20 protein-coding genes and 1 riboswitch are annotated in these 19,036 nt (G+C 29.3%); of the genes, 19 read left to right on the plus strand and 1 reads right to left on the minus strand.

Annotation, left to right across the window (positions count from 1 at the left end):
* Nucleotides 1-156: 156 nt before the first annotated feature.
* The 16 genes from MT340_RS01440 (at nt 157) to MT340_RS01515 (ending at nt 15,878) form a co-directional block, all read left to right on the plus strand.
* Entirely contained in the window at nt 157-258 is a 102-nt protein-coding gene (locus MT340_RS01440) for an SE2200 family small protein (RefSeq protein ID WP_243588455.1), read from the plus strand.
* 510 nt (nt 259-768) lie between these two features.
* Nucleotides 769-1,431, plus strand: coding sequence for a Wzz/FepE/Etk N-terminal domain-containing protein (locus MT340_RS01445; RefSeq protein ID WP_243603503.1), 663 nt, complete (start codon nt 769-771; stop codon nt 1,429-1,431).
* An 11-nt stretch (nt 1,432-1,442) separates the two neighbouring features.
* Nucleotides 1,443-2,141, plus strand: a complete 699-nt coding sequence (locus MT340_RS01450; RefSeq protein WP_243603504.1) for a polysaccharide biosynthesis tyrosine autokinase — start codon at nt 1,443-1,445, stop codon at nt 2,139-2,141.
* Between the two features lies 1 nt (nt 2,142).
* Nucleotides 2,143-2,910 (plus strand): tyrosine-protein phosphatase, encoded by a 768-nt coding sequence (locus MT340_RS01455; RefSeq protein WP_243590215.1) that lies wholly within the window; start codon nt 2,143-2,145, stop codon nt 2,908-2,910.
* Nucleotides 2,911-2,940: 30 nt separating this feature from the next.
* Nucleotides 2,941-4,767 (plus strand): polysaccharide biosynthesis protein, encoded by a 1,827-nt coding sequence (locus tag MT340_RS01460; RefSeq protein WP_243603505.1) that lies wholly within the window; start codon nt 2,941-2,943, stop codon nt 4,765-4,767.
* Nucleotides 4,757-6,046 carry a nucleotide sugar dehydrogenase gene (locus tag MT340_RS01465; RefSeq protein ID WP_243588457.1) on the plus strand — a complete coding sequence of 430 codons (1,290 nt, stop codon included), beginning with the start codon at nt 4,757-4,759 and terminating at the stop codon, nt 6,044-6,046. Before MT340_RS01460 ends, MT340_RS01465 begins: the two co-directional genes overlap by 11 nt.
* Nucleotides 6,047-6,067: 21 nt before the next feature.
* Entirely contained in the window at nt 6,068-7,282 is a 1,215-nt protein-coding gene (locus MT340_RS01470) for a DegT/DnrJ/EryC1/StrS family aminotransferase (protein WP_243603506.1), read from the plus strand.
* On the plus strand, nt 7,282-7,878 hold the full coding sequence (locus tag MT340_RS01475) for a sugar transferase (protein WP_243588459.1): 597 nt from the start codon (nt 7,282-7,284) through the stop codon (nt 7,876-7,878). Before MT340_RS01470 ends, MT340_RS01475 begins: the two co-directional genes overlap by 1 nt.
* 3 nt (nt 7,879-7,881) lie before the next feature.
* Nucleotides 7,882-8,382 (plus strand): GNAT family N-acetyltransferase, encoded by a 501-nt coding sequence (locus MT340_RS01480; protein WP_243588460.1) that lies wholly within the window; start codon nt 7,882-7,884, stop codon nt 8,380-8,382.
* A 13-nt stretch (nt 8,383-8,395) separates the two neighbouring features.
* Nucleotides 8,396-9,583 (plus strand): ATP-grasp domain-containing protein, encoded by a 1,188-nt coding sequence (locus tag MT340_RS01485; protein ID WP_243588461.1) that lies wholly within the window; start codon nt 8,396-8,398, stop codon nt 9,581-9,583.
* A 13-nt stretch (nt 9,584-9,596) separates the two neighbouring features.
* Complete coding sequence (locus tag MT340_RS01490) at nt 9,597-10,829, plus strand: glycosyltransferase family 4 protein (RefSeq protein WP_243588462.1); 1,233 nt, start codon at nt 9,597-9,599, stop codon at nt 10,827-10,829.
* Nucleotides 10,830-10,852: 23 nt separating this feature from the next.
* Complete coding sequence (locus tag MT340_RS01495) at nt 10,853-11,425, plus strand: CatB-related O-acetyltransferase (protein WP_272107526.1); 573 nt, start codon at nt 10,853-10,855, stop codon at nt 11,423-11,425.
* Nucleotide 11,426: 1 nt separating this feature from the next.
* A complete protein-coding gene (locus tag MT340_RS01500) occupies nt 11,427-12,521 on the plus strand; it encodes a glycosyltransferase family 4 protein (protein ID WP_243603507.1) in 1,095 nt (364 codons plus the stop codon).
* Nucleotides 12,514-13,740, plus strand: coding sequence for a lipopolysaccharide biosynthesis protein (locus tag MT340_RS01505; protein ID WP_243588464.1), 1,227 nt, complete (start codon nt 12,514-12,516; stop codon nt 13,738-13,740). The genes MT340_RS01500 and MT340_RS01505 overlap by 8 nt, the downstream gene beginning before the upstream one ends.
* A complete protein-coding gene (locus MT340_RS01510; RefSeq protein ID WP_243603508.1) occupies nt 13,730-14,944 on the plus strand; it encodes an O-antigen ligase family protein in 1,215 nt (404 codons plus the stop codon). Before MT340_RS01505 ends, MT340_RS01510 begins: the two co-directional genes overlap by 11 nt.
* A complete protein-coding gene (locus MT340_RS01515) occupies nt 14,931-15,878 on the plus strand; it encodes an LCP family glycopolymer transferase (protein ID WP_243590216.1) in 948 nt (315 codons plus the stop codon). The genes MT340_RS01510 and MT340_RS01515 overlap by 14 nt, the downstream gene beginning before the upstream one ends.
* Before the next feature lie 106 nt (nt 15,879-15,984).
* Here the strand turns inward: MT340_RS01515 and MT340_RS01520 are convergent, their stop codons facing one another.
* Nucleotides 15,985-17,454, minus strand: coding sequence for an alkaline phosphatase (locus MT340_RS01520; protein ID WP_243603509.1), 1,470 nt, complete (start codon nt 17,452-17,454; stop codon nt 15,985-15,987).
* A 216-nt stretch (nt 17,455-17,670) separates the two neighbouring features.
* A riboswitch (SAM riboswitch) is annotated at nt 17,671-17,771 on the plus strand.
* A gap of 73 nt (nt 17,772-17,844) precedes the next feature.
* On the opposite strand from MT340_RS01520, the gene MT340_RS01525 reads away from it, so the two are divergent.
* The 3 genes from MT340_RS01525 to MT340_RS01535 all read left to right on the plus strand — a co-directional run bounded on the left by MT340_RS01525 (nt 17,845) and on the right by MT340_RS01535 (nt 19,032).
* Nucleotides 17,845-18,015 (plus strand): hypothetical protein, encoded by a 171-nt coding sequence (locus tag MT340_RS01525; RefSeq protein ID WP_243588468.1) that lies wholly within the window; start codon nt 17,845-17,847, stop codon nt 18,013-18,015.
* A gap of 145 nt (nt 18,016-18,160) precedes the next feature.
* Nucleotides 18,161-18,325 carry a hypothetical protein gene (locus tag MT340_RS01530; RefSeq protein WP_243588469.1) on the plus strand — a complete coding sequence of 55 codons (165 nt, stop codon included), beginning with the start codon at nt 18,161-18,163 and terminating at the stop codon, nt 18,323-18,325.
* Nucleotides 18,326-18,366: 41 nt separating this feature from the next.
* Nucleotides 18,367-19,032: a response regulator transcription factor gene (locus MT340_RS01535; RefSeq protein WP_243603510.1), complete on the plus strand. Its 666-nt coding sequence runs from the start codon at nt 18,367-18,369 to the stop codon at nt 19,030-19,032.
* Nucleotides 19,033-19,036: the final 4 nt, after the last annotated feature.

Consider the following 19,036-nt stretch of genomic DNA (forward strand, 5'->3'; position numbering starts at 1 on the left):
TGCAATACTTTTGTGAAAAAATCAGTCGAATGGGGTATATAATTTGTTATGTAATCTTTAAAAACGTTATTAAGTAAGTGTATAATATAGATGTATTTAGATTCATTACATATAGAAGAAATCTAATCAGTGTAGAACCTTAAAGGAGTGATAGACATGAGAGGATTATTAATTGCATTAGTTTTAGGTGTAGCTGCATTTATCGGTTTCAAAAAATATCAAAATAAAGTTAACGAAATGCCTAATATTGAATATTAAAATAATAAGTCGAGATGTTTTCGTATAGAAAATGTCTTGGCTTTTTATAATTTATGAAATATACATAATAATTATTAAATTTAGATAAATTGAAACAACCTTAATTTAATAATGTATATATTAGTTTCTGGATAGGCTAATTAATTTTATTTATATATATCGAAAAAATTAATGATTTTCTTTTAAAACGACACATCCTGACCGGTCAATATTATATAATGACGGGAGGTGCTTATCCAATCAATCTACTCGGATTAATTGGATATTTAATAAAATATGAAAATTTACATGATATTTACACAAACTTAAATGTTATTTCTAAAACTTTAGATAAGATGAACTGTAATGATTTTTTAAGATCATTCAAAGCATTTATTAGAGAATTAGTAATTGATCAGATTTCTAAAGTAAAAATCTCAGTAAAATACATATTTTATATTTTGAAATTGTGTTGTAAAAACATATATAAAAATATAAAATTAATACCGAAATCAATCATTGGAGGTAAACATGGAAAACTCATTAGATTTATCAAAATTTATTTCAGCTATTAAAAAAAATTGGAAACTAATTATTTTATTGCCAATTATTTTTATGCTGATTAGTTTATTAATTACTATGTTTTTAATGAAGCCCAAATATGAGGCGAATACACAAGTGTTAGTTAATCAAAAAGAAAAAAATTCTGAGTTAATGGCTCAAGAAGTACAAAGCAATATTCAATTAGTTAATACATATACTGAAATTGTTAAAAGTCCTCGTATTTTAGATGAAGTTGCAAAGAAAAACAAAAAATATTCAGCTAGTGATATAAAAGGAATGCTAACAGTTACTACTCAGGCTGAATCACAAATTCTAAATATTAATGTACGAAATGGAAGCAAACATGATGCTGAGAAAGTAGCAAATGAAATTGCTGATGTTTTTAGCAATAAAATGCCAGATATTATGAATGTGAACAATGTTTCAGTTTTATCATCTGCAAATGGTACAGCTTCAAAAGTATCTCCTAATATGCTCATTAATTTGGTTGTTGGATTAATTTTAGGAGTGATTATAGCATTAATAATCATTATATTAAAAGAATTATTTGATAAACGTATTAGAACAGAAGAAGACGTAGAAAATGAATTAAATATTCCAGTACTAGGTTCTATTCAAAAACTTAAATAAGGAGAAAAATTATGGCAAAAGAAACTAAAAGAAAAAAATTGGAAACGCCTCTATTTGTGCATGATAAACCTAAGTCAACTGTAAGTGAAAAGTTTAGAGGTATTCGATCAAACATAATGTTTTCAGGTACTAAAGGAGAAATTAAAAGTATAATTGTTACTTCTGAAAAACCAGCTGCAGGTAAAAGTATAATTTCAGCAAATATTGCAATAACTTATGCTCAAGCAGGTTATAAAACACTAATTATAGATGGGGATATGCGTAAACCTACCCAACATTACCATTTTGAAACTTCGAATTATGATGGTTTATCAAACTTAATAATTGGTAAGTCTGATTATGATAAAGCGATCCGTCAAACTCGTGTAGATAATTTAGATTTATTAACATCAGGTCCTGTACCTCCTAATCCGTCAGAACTAATTGCTTCAGAAAATTTCGAAAAACATTTTAGAAATTTAAGCGAAATATATGATTTTATCCTGATTGATACTCCACCAGTAGTTTCAGTAACAGATGCACAAGTATTTTTACAATATGTACCTGAATGTGTGTTAGTAATCGATTCAGAAAAAAATAATAAAGATGAGGTCAAAAAAGCTAAAAACTTAGTATTAAATGCAGATGGACACATTTTAGGAGCTGTTTTAAATAAAACACCAAAAGATAAATCTTCAAGTTACTATTATTATTACGGAGATGAGTCGTAAAATGATTGATATACACAACCATATTTTTATTGGTGTGGACGATGGACCAAGCACTAAAGAAGATATGATCAACCTTATTAAACAAGGGAAAGGGGAAGGGGTTACAGATATCATTGTTACCCCTCACCATCTTAGTCCTACTTTTGATAATGAATATTCCATAGTAGAACAAAAATTAAATGAAATACAGGAAATGGATGAGTTTAAAGAGTTGAATGTGAATTTGTATCCAGGTCAAGAAATTCGGATTAGTGATCAAATAATTCCTCAACTTGAAAATGGAGAAGCTATCGGTCTTAATAAATCTAAATATTTACTTATTGAATTGCCTTCTGGTAGAGTCCCACACTATACGAGTCGTTTATTTTTTGAATTACAATCTAAAGGTTATGTACCTATTATTGCTCATCCTGAAAGAAATAAAGAGATAAGTCAAAATTTAGATGTATTATTTGATTTAATAAATGGTGGAGCACTTAGTCAACTTACATCAGCTTCTTTAATAGGAGTCCACGGAAAAAAAATACAGAAAATTTCTTTACAAATGCTTGAAAATAATTTAGTACATTTTATTGCTTCTGATGCCCATCATAGTGTAAATAGGCCTTTTATAATGAAAAGTTTATTTGAAGATAAAAAATTAAATAAATATGCCGAAGAAATAAATAAATTAATTGATAACGCTAAAATGATTATCAATAATAAAGATTTAGCTAAAAAGCAACCTACTCAAGAATATAAATCAAAAAAATTTCTCGGCTTATTTTAAATTGATGGAAAGTAAGTTAGGAGGATGAAAGTGGATAAATTAAGTTCAAGAGGACGATTACTATTATTTATAATAATTGATTCTCTAATTGTAGCTTTTTCAGTGTTTATTTGTTACAACATTTTGGAACCGTATTTTAGAGGGTATTCACACCAAGTTTTAATATTAACATCAATAATTTTGTTAATATCACATCATGTTTTTGCATATATATTTAACTTGTATCATCGTGCTTGGGAATACGCAAGTGTGAATGAATTATTATTAATAGTAGAATCAGTAACTTGTTCGATTCTAGTAACAATCATTACTGTGCCAATTTTTACTGGTCATCCACCATTCATGAGACTATATCTCATCACATGGATGATGCACTTAATATTTATCGGTGGTTCAAGAATATCATTTAGACTTACTAGAAAATATGTTAGTGGTAAAAATTATAAGAAAAAACCAACTTTAATTGTAGGGGCTGGTCAAGGTGGTTCCTTATTAATAAGACAAATGTTAAGAAGTCCAGATATGGGTCTAGAACCAGTTTTAGCAGTAGATGACGACCCTCAAAAACGTAAATTAGCCATTGCTGGTGGAGTTAAAGTTCAAGGAACTATTGATGACATCCCTAACTTAGTAAATAAATTTAGAATTAAAAGAATTATAATTGCTATTCCGACTTTAAAATCTGAGAGATTAAAAGAAATAAATGACATTTGCAATAGCACTGGGATAGAGCTGTTTAAAATGCCGAGTATTGAGCACGTATTATCAGGTGAATTGGAAGTAAATCAACTTAGAAAAGTTGAAGTTGAAGATTTATTGGGTAGAGAACCAGTAGAATTGGATATGGCTATGATTTCAAAAGAACTTACTCATAAAACTATTTTAGTAACAGGGGCCGGAGGATCAATTGGTTCTGAAATTTGTAGACAAGTATGTAAATTTGAACCAGAAAGTATCTTATTATTGGGCCATGGAGAAAATAGTATTTATCTGATTCATCAAGAATTAATAAATCAATATAAAGATAGAATAAAAATTATTCCAATTATTGCTGATATTCAAAACGGTAATAGAATTCAAGAAATAATGAGTGAATTCAAACCTTACGCTGTATATCATGCTGCTGCACATAAACATGTGCCATTAATGGAATATAATCCAATTGAAGCTTTTAAAAATAATGTACTGGGTACTAGAAATGTAGCCACTGCTGCTAAAAATGCAGGTGTAAGAAAATTCGTCATGGTTTCAACAGATAAAGCAGTAAATCCACCTAATGTTATGGGCGCATCTAAGCGTATGGCAGAAATGGTAGTACAGAGTTTAAACGATAGAAATAGTAAGACGGATTTTGTGGCGGTAAGATTTGGTAACGTATTAGGCTCTCGTGGTTCAGTAATACCATTGTTTAAAAAGCAAATCGCTGCTGGGGGCCCTGTTACAGTAACACATCCAGATATGACACGATATTTTATGACAATACCAGAAGCCTCCAGATTAGTATTGCAAGCTGGGGCTCTAGCTCAAGGTGGAGAAGTATTTGTTTTAGATATGGGAGAACCGGTGAAAATTGTAGACTTAGCCCGAAACTTAATAAGATTAAGTGGTAAAACTGAAGATGAAATTGGAATTAAATTTTCTGGTGTGCGGCCTGGTGAAAAATTATATGAGGAATTACTTAACGAAGATGAAATACATCCAGAACAAGTATATGAAAAAATTTATCGTGGAAAAGTTTCTACTATCAATTCAAATGAGTTAGAAAGTATTATATGTAATTTACAAAATAATTTTAATAAACAATTTTTAATAGATTTTGCAAATAACAAAAAGGATGGGATAAATAATGGAAAATAATACAAAAATTGGTGTAATCGGACTTGGATATGTGGGTATGCCATTAGCTGTGGCATTTGCGGAGAAATTTGAAGTAGTTGGATTTGATATTGATAAAGAAAAAGTTGAAAAATACAATAATTTTATTGACCCAACTGGCGAAGTAGGATCAGAAGCTTTAAAACAAACAACAATGAAATTCACTTCAAACGAAGAAGACTTAAAAGATGTTAATTTTTATGTAATTACAGTACCAACTCCTATCAAACAAGATAATACTCCTAATTTAAAACCAATTGAAGGTGCTACTGAAACTGTAGGACGTTATTTATCAAAAGATGACGTAGTTGTCTATGAATCAACTGTTTATCCAGGAGTTACAGAAGATATTTGTTTACCTTTATTAGAAAAAGAATCAGGCTTAAAAGGGATTGAAGAATTTAAAGTTGGTTATTCTCCTGAAAGAATTAATCCAGGTGACAAGAAAAACACTGTGAAAAATATTGTTAAAATTGTTTCTGGAATTGATGAAGATGCATTAGAAAAAATTTCAAGTACTTATGGTGCAGTTATTGAAGCAGGAATTCATAAAGCTCCAAGTATCAAAGTGGCTGAAAGCGCTAAAGTAGTTGAAAATAGCCAAAGAGATATTAATATTGCATTTATGAATGAATTATCACAAGTATTTAATAGAATGAATATTAATACATTTGATGTGATTGACGCTATGAATACAAAATGGAACGCTTTAGGATTCACACCAGGATTAGTAGGAGGACATTGCATTGGTGTAGATCCTTATTATTTTATTTACCAAGCAGAAAATGTAGGTTTCCATTCTCAAATTATAGCAGCTGGAAGAAAAATTAATAATTTTATGTCTACTTTCGTTGGAGAAAATTTAATTAAGGAATTAGTTAAAAATAAAATGGCTAACGATCCTAAGGTAGTTGTATTTGGCTTAACTTTTAAAGAAGATACACCAGACTTTAGAAATTCTAAAATTATAACAATGGTTGAAGAATTAAATGAATACGGAATTGAGCCATTGGTAGTAGATCCTTATATGGATGCTTTTAGACCTGAATATGAAAACATTAAAGCAAGTTACACATCCGATATTAAGGATATTAATTCTGAAATCGACGTTTTAGTTTACTCAGTAAATCATAAACAATTTAAAGAGTTAGACGACCAGAAATTCTTAGATTTATTAAACAAAAATCATTCAATTATTGTTGATTTAAAAAATAGATTTAAACATTATGAAAGCGACACTGTTTCTTATTGGTCATTATAATCTAAAAAACGGAGTGATATTATGAGTAAAAAAAATATTCCATTTTCACCACCAACTATTGAACAAAGTGATATTGATAAAGTTGTAGAAGTTCTAAAGTCTGGTTGGATTACTACTGGACCAAAGACTAAACAATTCGAAGAAAATATTACTGAATATGTTGGTAGCTCTAGAACAGTTGCTTTAAATTCTTGTACAGCTGCTTTAGAAATGACTTTAAGAGTATTAGGTATTGGCGAGGGCGATGAGGTTATCGTGCCTGCCTATACTTACACTGCAACTGCCTCTGTTGTGGCTCATACTGGCGCTACAATTAAAATGATAGATACTGCTAGAGATTCATTTGAAATGGACTATGATATTTTAAGTGAGTGTATAACTGAAAAAACTAAAGCTATTATTCCAGTAGATATAGCAGGGAAACCGGTAAACTATGATGTGATTTTCAATATTGTCGAACAGAAGAAAGAACTATTTAAGGCTGATAATAAATGGCAAGAAGCTTTTAATAGGGTAGTAGTTATTGCAGATGGTGCTCATTCGTTTGGAGCAAAAAGTCATAATATTTCAATTGGAAATATTGCAGATTTCACATGTTTTTCATTCCATGCTGTTAAAAACTTAACTACTGGAGAAGGTGGCGCAGTGACATGGAAAAAGAACTCGTCTCTTAATGATGATGAAATTTATCAGCAATATATGTTATTAAGTTTGCATGGCCAATCAAAAGATGCTCTTGCTAAGACTAAAGCAGGAAACTGGGAGTACGATATTATTGCTCCATTATATAAATGTAATATGACAGATATTCAAGCAGCAATTGGTATTACTCAGTTAGAAAGATATGAAGAGATTCTTGGAAGAAGAAAAGAAATTATTGCTATTTATGATAAAGTGTTAGATTCAAATAATATTGAAGTACTTCATCATTATGATAATGAAAGAGAATCATCAGGTCATTTATATCTAACTAGAGTAAAAGATATGACTGGTGAACAACGAAATCAAGTTATAGAAAAAATGGCTGAAAAAGGAATAGCTACAAATGTTCATTATAAACCGCTACCTTTGCTAACAGCATATAAAGACTTAGGCTTTGATATGCAAAATTATCCAAATGCATATAATCAATTTATAAATGAAATTACTTTGCCTCTACACTTACAAATCACTAATGAAGATGCTGAATATGTAGCTAAAACATTTTTAGAAGTAATAAATGAGGTGGTCAATTAATGGATTATAAAAATCAGTATAAGCGTGCTTTAGATATAACTTTATCATTAGTTGCTATGCCCGTCGTAGGTGCAGTTATAGTAGGAACTTCCGTATTAATAAAATTAGATGATAAAGGTGCAGTTTTTTTTAAAAGTTATCGTTTAGGCAAAAATAAATCTAAATTTTTAATGTATAAATTTAGATCAATGAAAATGAACGCACCAGATATTAGGAATGAAGATGGTTCTACTTATAACTCTGAAAATGATAGTCGTATTACAAGAGTAGGTAAGTTTATTAGAAAAACAAGTATTGATGAAATTCCTCAATTAATTAATGTTATTAAAGGCGATATGAGTCTTGTAGGACCACGACCCGATACGCCAGAAGCACTTAATATTTATAAAAACGATGAGGCAAGAAAGCTTGAAGTTAAACCTGGGATTACTGGTTATAATCAGGCTTTTTTCAGGAATTCTATCCCTCAAGAATACAAATTTAAAAATGATGTCTATTATGTAGATCATGTTTCATTTAAATTTGATTTTATTATTATATGGAAAACAATTTTAAGTGTACTGAAAAGAAGTAATATTAATAACAAGGAGAGATAATAAATGTCTCAAATTAATTTAAGAGCTTTAAAACAGAGTGATAGTAACTTAATTTTAAATTGGATGAAAAATGACAAATTAAGATACCTAATTGGAACAGTCTATCCTATTACTGAATTAGAACATGAAAATTGGTTCCAAAACAGAATGTTAGAAAAAGATAATAGAATGTTTGTAATTGAACTTGAAAATGAAACATCTATTGGAATAATTGGATTTAAAAATTTAGATTGGGTAAATCGTAATGCTGAACTATTTATTTATATAGGTGAAGAAGCTTATTGGGGAAAAGGTTACGGTACTCAGGCTCTTGAATTAATGACTAAGTTTGCTTTTAATAGTCTAAATTTACACATGCTATATTTAGAAGTCTTTTCTTATAACAAAAATGCTACTAAAACATATGAACGTTTAGGTTTTAAGCAAGACGGTGTATTAAGACAAAGTAAATTCCAAGATGGTAAATATTACGACAAAATTATAATGTCAAAAATAAATGAATGATGAGGTTTTATAAATGAAAAAAGTAATCATTCTTGGCGCAAGTTTTTTGCAAGTACCAATTATTCAAACAGCAAAAAAATTAGGTTTTTATACTATTGTTGCTGATATGAATCCTAATGCTGAAGGTTTTGAATTTGCAGATAAAAAGTATGTAGTAAGTACTATAGATACGGAAGCTCTGGTTGAGGTAGTGAAAGTAGAAAAACCAGATGGTATAGTAACCGCTGCTACTGATATGCCTATGAGAGCGATTAGTAATATAGGTGAAAAATTTAATCTAAATACAATAAGTTACGATACTGCTCTTAAAGCCACTGATAAATTTAAAATGAGAGAAGCGCTAAGTAAAAATGGCGTACCTATACCTAAGTACTACCTAGTAAACAATAAAAATGATTATGAAACAGCACTTGATAGTATAAAAGGTAAAAAAATTGTAAAACCTGTTGATTCTTCTGGTAGTAGAGGAATCTTTTTATTAGAAAATAATAGTGATATAGCGAGTGCTTATGAACATGCAATGGAAAATTCTAGAACTAATACTATTTTAGTAGAAGAATATATGGAAGGTGATGAGGTTTCTGTAGAGACTATGACCGTTGAAGGAGAAACATATGTTTTGTCTATTACCGATAAAATCACTACTGGTGCCCCTCATTTTATTGAACATGCTCATAAAATTCAAAGTAATAAAAATGAAGAAATAAAATCACAGATTACTCAAGTAGCAATCCAAGCAAATAAAGCATTATCTATTAAAACAGGTCCTTCTCACACTGAAATTATGGTCACTTCAGAAGGGCCTAAAATTGTCGAAATTGGAGCACGTTTAGGTGGAGATTTTATTACTAGCCACTTAGTAAAATATGCCACTGGAATAGATGTTTTGGAAGCTTATTTAAAACAAAGTGTGAATGAACCATTAAACTCTTTAGAGGATAAATTACACAAAGGTTGTGCAGTTCGATTTATTCAAAGTAAACCAGGTATATTAACTAAAGCTTATATCCCGGAAAATGTAAAGAATCATCCTCAAGTTATTGAAGTAGGATTTACAGCCAATATAGGCGACAAATTAGGAGAAGCGAATAGTAGTACTAGTAGAATTGGTCATATTATTTGTCAGGCCAATAATTCTGAACAAGCCTTAGAAGTTTGTGAAGAATTAATTAAAGAAATTGAGATTGAAATTGTAACTTAAAGGTGGTTGTAAAATGAATATATGGATAATTTCAGATGGTGAACCATTACCGACTGATAGTGATAATGTTAGGTTAAGAAGAATGGGGAACTTAACTCGCATCTTAGATCAACGAGGTCATAAAGTAATATGGTTTACCTCAAATTTTGATCATTATAATAAAAAGTTTCGTACTGAATCAGATGAAGTTAAAAATTTATATAACAAATCCAAATTACTTTTACTTTCTACAAAAGGTTATAAAAAGAACGTATCTTTAGAAAGATATATGCATTTTAAAACATTTGGTCAAAAATTCAAACATTACGCAAATAATTTATCTAAGCCAGATTTAATTTTATGTACTATGTCGCCGATCGAAGTAGCATTAAATGTTAAAGAATATTCTAAAGAAAATAAAGTTCCCTTTATAATTGATATTAGAGACTTATGGCCTGAAATTTACTATGAAGTAACACCAAAAATCTCACATCCACTAATTAATTTATTAGTTGATAAATCAAAACGTAGCTTAAGCCGAGTGTTAAATAGTAGTAATGCAGTGACAGGTGTTACAAAAGGTTTTGTGAACTATGGTCTTAAAATTAGTAATTTAACACCTAGAAAATACGACATTCCTTTCCATACAGCTTATCCAAAATTTGATTTGTATTATTATAAAAACAGATTTGAAGAGTTTTGGGGAGACTATGGTCTTAGCAGAGAAGATTTTATTGTCACTTTTGTAGGGAATTTTGGTAAACAATTTGATTTAGAAACTTTAGAAGAAGCTATTGATAAAATTCAAAATCTTAACATTAAATTTGTTTTATGTGGTACTGGAGAAAAATATGATTATTTTATTGATAAATATAAAGATAACAAACATGTAATAATTCCAGGATGGGTAGGTAAAGATGAAATTGCTTCTTTAATAGCTACTTCTAATATAGGTATTGCACCGTATAAAGATAGTATGAATTTTAGACTTAACGCACCGAACAAATTTGGTGAATATTTATCTGCTTCATTACCAATACTAGTATCTGTGTCAGGTGTTATGTCAGAACTATTATTAGAAAATAATTGTGGCTATCAATATAAATCCTCAAATGATCTTGTTAATTTAATTAATAAATATTATGAAACAAAAAAATTACAACAAGAACATGCACAAAATGCTAGAGACTTATTTGAAAAATCTTTTAATGCTGAAAAAGTATATAAAGATTTCAGTGAATATTTAGAAACGGTTGCTAAATTCTAAAATGAAATAAAGGGTGTATATATTTGATAAAAAAAATAATAAAACGTTTAGCTAGAATATCTACTCTCAAAAAAGGGATTTATGGAAACATTGGGAAAGGTAATAAATTTTCATGGAGCGTGTTCATTAGTGAAGGAGCACAATTAGGTTCTTATAATTACATTGGCCCCTATACAATGATAAATAATGCTAAAGTGGGTAATTATTGTTCTATAGCACCAGGAGTTAAATTAGGTCAAGCTGAGCATAGTAAGGATTTTTTTACCACTGCCCAACTTCTTAGTAAAGACTTGATAAATCATTCATTAAATAAAGAAAAAACTAATATAGGTAATGATGTATGGTTAGGCGCTAATGTGGTGGTACTTCAAGGTGTTACTATTGGAGACGGTGCAATTATAGGAGCTAACGCTGTAGTCACAAAAGATATACCTGACTACGCTATAGCAGTGGGAATTCCAGCAAAAGTGATAAAATATCGTTTCAATGAGAATATGATTGCTACTTTAAAAGAATCAAACTGGTTTAATAATGATTTGAAAAAAGCTAAACAAATATTAAAAGATATTCAAAAGAAAGAATCCTTAGGTGAGTGAAATGAAAATACTACATTTAAATTCTAATTTTTTATTTACAAAAATTTATGAGAATCAAATTAAAAGTATGCCGTCTGATTTTGATCATATAATTTATAATCCATTAAAAAAGAGTGTAAAAAATCATACGAATTTAAAAGTATTAAATCCAGTAAATTTAGATAAACTAGATTCAATTCTTAGTCTAAAAAGACTTTCTAAATCTTATAAATATTTGAAACAAAATATTAAATTAGACCAAATAAATATTGTGCATGCTCATACTTTAACTAATGATGGGCTATTAGCTTTAAGATTATTTAAAAGAAATAAAATACCATATATTTTAACAATTAGAAATACAGATATTAATTTCACTTTAAAATACAAAAAGCATTTAAAAAAACAATTTTTTGATGTAATTATGTCAGCGAAAAATGTAATTTTTCCCAATCACTCGTATAAACATAAATTATTAGATATATTTAAAAATAATATTAAATTAGTGAAAAAACTTAATGATTCTTTAGTTATCCCTAACGGTATTGATGAATTATGGATAAATAATCCATCTCAAAATGTAAAGACTATCAATAAACAAAATGTAAAAATTTTATTTGTTGGAAGAATTTATAGTAATAAGAATTTACATACTTTATTAGAAGCTTTAAATAGGATAGAAAATTATGAGTTGACAGTAGTAGGCAGTATTATTGATACTAAATATTTTGATGAGTTAAATAAAAAATATAATTTTAATTATATTGGAGAAAAAAGTAAAGAAGAATTAATTGAAATTATGAAATATCATCATATTTTTGCCATGCCATCTTTTAATGAAACTTTTGGACTAGTTTATATTGAAGCTCTAAGTCAAAATCTTCCTGTATTATATACTAAAAATGAAGGAATATATAATTATTTTGAGGAAACCAAGTATGGAATTGCTGTCCAACCGAACGACGTTAAAAATATTGAAGAAGGTTTAAAATTCATCATACATAACTATCAAATAATTCAAAACAATCTAAAGGATAAAACCTTCTTAACAGATTTCGATTGGAATAATATTGGGAAAGTTTATGAAAAATTGTATTTAGGTGAATATTATGGGTAGATTTTTAAAAGATTCAACGCTAAATATAATTTCTAATTTAATTGTAGTAGTGGTAATACAATTAATAGCTTTTCCATTCATAAATAAAAATGTAAATAATGATCAATTCGCATTATTAATAGTTTTATACGGGATAGCTATAGTTGTGGCAACTAGTTTAGGAAATACTTTAAATAACGTAAGGTTGTTGCATCGAGAAGATATCGATGAAATCGAGAGAGAAACTATTTTCACAAATGGTTTTATTATCATATTAATTCTTAATCTAATTATTTTTAGTGGTGTAAGTTTATTCTATAGTCATAATTTTGATTTCAATTTATTATTAATGATTATTTTTTCTTTATTACTAACTTCAAGATATTATTTAAATGTATATTTTAGAGAAAATTTAAAATATATTAATATTTTGTTAGTGAATATATTTGTATTTATTGGTTATTTACTTGGATTACTGATTTTTAAATTCTTAATACCTTTCTACTCGATTGTATTTGTTTTTGGCGAATTGTTAGGATTTATTTTTTTAGTGAAAAAGAACAATTTCATAAAATATATTAACGCTAAAAAAACAACAAATAAGAAAAAAATAAAAAAAATATTTGATGATTATGTAAATTTCACTTTAATAAACGTTATAATAAACGTATTAAATTATTTAGATAGGTTTATACTTTTACCAATTATCGGTCCCTTATTAGTTAACGTATACTTTATAGCTTCAACAGCAAGTAAAATGATAGGATTAATAACTACTCCAATGAATAATGTCATTCTTTCATACTTAAGTGTGAAAAATAGCAAAGATAATTTAAAAAGGTTTATACAAATTAATATTGGAATTTTAATAGCAAGTATCCCATTATTTTTCATAGTAAAATACTCTTCACTTTTAGTAGTGTATATTTTATACAATAAATATACAGATAAAGTTACGATAGTAATTAACTTAGTGGTTATAATATGTATTTTACAAATATTTAATAGTATATTTCATCCGTTTGCGATGAGAATGATTAATTCTAAAATTATTTTCTACATACAAATAGGTTATGGCTTAGTGTACTTAACTTTAGCAATTATTGGAAGTCATATGTTTGGATTATCAGGATTTTGTTGGGCGACAATTATAGCAATGTTATTAAAATTAATAGTAACTAATTTACTAGTAGTTAAAATTACTACTTCAAAGAAAGGAAAGAATACAATTGGTACATGAAAATAATGTGAAACCTAAAAATCCAATTATGAGTAATATTATATTAAGTATCCTTTTCATATTACTTCTAATTGGATCTCTAAATGCCAACGGTTCTAGAATCGGTATTATATCTCTAGGAATTGTAGTTGGTTATACGAATGTATTCTATTTTCTTAAAATTATTTATAAAAGACATGTTAAATTTTCAGATTTGATTATACTATTGTTAACAATTTTTTATATAGTTATTTCTCTAATTTCCTCTCAAATTGGATTAGGAAATAAAGGTCTTACGAATACATTTGAATTTGTAGCTTGTATAGGAGTTTATTTATATTTTTCTAATAGTGATTGGAATGAAAAAGTGATACTCATGTTTTATAGAATAAGTATTATTTTTGTTTCTTTACATTTTCTTATATGGGTAGGTAAGGGCTTTGGACGTCAATTTTCAAGTATATATCCTAATTCAAATATTTTAGGGCCTTTTATGTTTATAGCCATCTATTTCATTTTAATGAGAATATTTACAACTAAAAAACGATTAATTCCATATGTTTTTCTATTTTTAGCGTTATTATTATTATTGGCTAGTGATACTAGGTCAGTATTATTATCAATGTTAATTGGCTTAAGCATTTATTTAATTTGGAATAAAATAATTAAATATAAAGCTGTCAGTGTAATTACTTTTATTTTGATAATGGTAATTTTTGGTTCTATAGTTTTCTTATATCCTAAATTACCAAAATGGAGTCAATATGGTAAATTAGAAGCTTGGATGTTAGAACATACTGGAAAAAGTATAATGTCAGGACGAGCTGACATATGGGGAAGGTTGAATAATTTAATAGACATACGTCCAATATTTGGATTTGGACCTAATACAGTGGCTACCGATGTGATTGGTAGAAATGCATCTTCACATAATCTGTATGTAAACATGGCTCTTCAAATTGGTTACTTAGGATTGTTAATATTTATTTTAATTTTATTTGTTATTTTTATGAGATATGTTTCCAAAGGTCATAATCAATTAGTCCGTTTAGCGGTCGCTGCTTTTATAGCTATATTAGCACATCAGTTATTCGAAATTACTTTGGTACAAAATCAGTTGTCAATTGGCTTAATACAATGGCTAGTTATCGCAACTGGAGCAGCAATGACTTTAAAATACTATGACATAAAAAATGAAAGTGAGGAAGTTAATCATGAAAAGTAAATCTAAACTTTTTAAAATTATCATTGGTATTCTAGTTTTCTTTTTAATAATTGCTGCTATTATTGGTGTTTTTATTTTTACTAAAGTAAAATCTTTAAATGATAGTGTGAATTCTCCGTTAAAAAGATCGCATTCTGAATTCAGAGATAAACCAACAAAAGATGGAGAACCGATGACTGTAGTATTATATGGGATAGATAGCGATTCTCAAAGAGAAGAACAAAATTCTGGCCAACGTAGTGATTCAATTGTATTAATCTCAATTAATCCAAAAGATAAAAAAACTGTGATGGTAAGTATACCTAGAGATACTCGTGCTAAAATTGTAGGAAAAGATTCAACTGAGAAAATTAACCATGCTTATGCATATGGTGGTCCTGATATGGCTGTTAAATCTTTAGAACATTTAATGAATGTACCAGTAGATCATTATATTTCAATTAATATGGATGGAGTTAAGACGGTGGTAAATGAAATGGGTGGCGTTACACTTCCAAGTAATGCATCATTCACAACTAGAGACTCAAAAAACACATATCAATTTGAAAAAGGGAAAAAATACAAAATGGATGGAGAAAAAGCCTTAGCTTATATGCGTAGTCGTAAAGAAGAGGGCGCTGGTGGAGATGAAGGACGTCAATTACGTCAACAACAAGTTATTACTGCAGTTGCCAAAGAGGCCTTTTCAATTAATTCCATCACAAAATTAAATGGGATTTTTAAAGCTACTCGAGACAATTTAAAAACGGATTTAAGCTTTGTGCAGTTAAATGGTTTTAGATCAGATTATGATAAAGCTCAAGATAACGTAGAAAAGCTTACAATCGATGGTGAAAATAAAATCGGCGATGATGGATTATATTATTTCTATCCTGATAAAAATAGTTTGAGTAATGTCGAAAAGAAAATAAAGGATAATTTAAATCTAAAATAAAATAAAAAGTGCTTTGTCCGATAGTGGATAAAGCTCTTTTTTACGTATATAAACTTAAAAAAGCAGGCCTCCTTATTTAAGAGAGCGCCTGCTTCAATATTACATATTATTGATTTTGTTGGCTTGCTACGTCGTTTGCGAAGAAGTCGAAGATATTTTTTGCGCTTTGAGTGTTGTCCATGTTGCCAGCGAATCTATCTTCACCTGGACCGTATGCGTAAGTGTTTACATCTTCACCTGTATGACCGTATGTAGTCCAACCAGTGTGAGATTCATCGTTAATTGGTTTTTGGATAGCATCTTGTAATTTTGTAGTTGCTTCAGTGACTTTAGGGTCTTTGTCGTCTTTTGCTTTAGATTTAGCGTCTTTTAAGTCTTTCGCTGCTTCTTTAACTTTATCTAATTGATCACTAGGGAATTTGATTCCATAACCGTCATTGATAACTTCTTCTGGGTCTTTGCCATCAGCAATTTGTTTTGTCATGTAGCTACCAGAGTGTTTCATTTTGTGAATTGCTTCAGGGTTCCAAACGTAATCTTTACCTTTAGCGATTGATAAGCCACCAGTTGAGTGGTCAGCTGTTGCAACAACTAACGTATCTTTATGTGTATTTGCGTAATCGATAGCGTTTTGGAAAGATTTTTCGAAACCACTCATTTCTGACATAACACCAGTGATGTCGTTAGGATGGCCAGATTTATCGATAGACGCACTTTCTACCATTAAGAAGAAGCCTTTGTCATTTTTTTCTAATTTAGATAATGCACTGTTTTCCATATCGACTAATAATGGATTTTCTTGAGGTGCATCGATTTGTAATGGCATATCTTTTTCAGAGAATAAACCTAATACTTGATTGCTTTGAGAGTTTGCTAATTCATCTTTATTAGTAACATAGTCGTAACCATCTTGTTGGAATTTATCAGTTAAGTTGCCATTTTCCTTACCGAAGTATTTAGAACCGCCACCTAAGATAACGTCTGCTTTATGTTGTCCATTAATTTTATCGTTAAAGAATTGTTGAGCGATTTCATCTTTTTTATCACGGCTATCAACGTGAGATGCGTAAACAGCTGGTGTAGCATCTGTGACTTCTGCAGTTGTCACGATACCAGTTGATTTACCATCTTCTTTAGCTTGTTCTAATACTGATTTAACAGGTTTTTTATCAGTATCTACTGAAATAGCACCATTGTATGTTTTTTGACCAGTTGCGAAAGCTGTACCACCAGCAGCTGAGTCAGTTACGTTTTCTTTAGGGTCATTTGGATTTGTACGGTTTGTACCTTTTAAATATTTATCAAATGCGGTTTGATCTAATTCTTTTGTATCTGGGTTATCTGCGAAATAACGGTAAGCTGAGTTGTAAGACGGTCCCATGCCATCGCCAACCATGAAGATAACGTTTTTAGGATTCTTAGTGTTACCAAATGCGATAGCGCCATTATCATTTTGTTGATCTTCTGGACCTGCGCCTGGACTAGATGCGAATGAAATTTGTGATGTTCCCAATAATGAAGCAGTTAAGATTGAACCTGCAACAGTAGTTTTACCGAATTTGTTGATGAAACTCATTTTTTAAAAAGCCCCCTAATATGTATAAAGTAGTTGTTACACTTATATATTAAGAAACTTTATTTGATTTAAGATGATTATAAAGTTATTTTTAAGTAAAGGTATTGTAAACAATTATTAATTTGTCTAATTTATAATATTTTTTATTTGAATTAATTTCTTATTTCTTTTCAGAAATTAAGGAGTAGGTTATAATGATGTTAAATAAAATAGTTCGTCTTATTAAGAGTGAGTGGAGGGATTTGGCCCTATGAAGCTCCAGCAACTGCGTTCATCGTGAGGTGCTACATCCAACAGGAATTCCTGAAAGATAAGAAGATGTCTGGAAGCGCTTCTTATTTAAGGAGGGCTATTTTATTTACCCAATTTTTTTGAAAAGGTGGTAAACACATGGAGACATTGCGAGAATTATTTAAACAATTGGACTACTGGGAGAACTACGCACCAAGAAGTTATAGTGGCAGTATGATGAGAGTAGGTAAGCGAAATGAAGTTAAACGACAAATCTTTAAAAGTATCACGGTAGAGGATATTAGAAAGTATATATTAAATAAGAAATAATGAATACAAAGCCTCATCATACTATATGTTATGGTGGGGCTTTAACAAATCTCGTTGTATACGCGTATTCATTTTCATGAAAAAGATGTAAAATAAAGGCTAAGTAATTCGAAAATACTAGATAAAAATATAGAGGTGAACATCTGTGATATTAATTATGTTGTCTCCATTATTAATTATTGGATTTATCGCATTATCTATCAGAGAAGAAAGAAAACGTAGTAAAAAAGACCAAGAGAAAAAAGCAGAAATGGAAAAAGAGAAAAACAAAATCTCAAATCCGGACTATGATAAGCAAGATAAAGAATAAATTACTAACTCTAAGAAATTTAGTTATGAAAGGTGAGCAATATGAAAGTCCTTATTGTGGAAGATGACTTAGTGATTGCAGAAAGCTTAGAACATGAGCTATCTCAATGGAATTATGAAGTAGTTGTAGCAAAACAATTTGATAATATTCTTGATTTATTTAACACTCATCAACCGCAACTTGTATTGTTAGATATCAATTTACCAACATTTAATGGTTACCACTGGTGCCAAGAAATTCGAAAGACGTCGAATGTGCCGATTATCTTCATTAGTTCGCGCACGGATAATATGGATCAGATTATGGCGATTCAAATGGGTGGCGATGATTTCATCGAGAAACCATTCAACTTATCTTTAACTGTGGCGAAGATTCAAGCGTTGCTACGTCGAACATATGATTTAGCCGTTTCTAATAATGAAATTATTGTACATGATTGTAAGTTGATTATTGATGAAGCGACACTTTACCATAATGATGAATCTGTGCAATTATCTTTCACAGAACTTCAAATCTTGCATATGCTATTTCGCAATGAAGGTAAATATGTCAGCCGTACAGCTTTAATTGAAAAGTGCTGGGAATCTGAAAATTTTATTGATGACAATACACTTGCCGTGAATATGACACGTTTGCGTAAGAAGTTACAATCCATTGGCGTGAAAGATTTAATAGAAACGAAGAAAAATGTTGGGTATAAGGTGTAACGGA

It is taken from the genome of Staphylococcus sp. NRL 16/872, from assembly GCF_022815905.2.
GTDB lineage: Bacteria > Bacillota > Bacilli > Staphylococcales > Staphylococcaceae > Staphylococcus.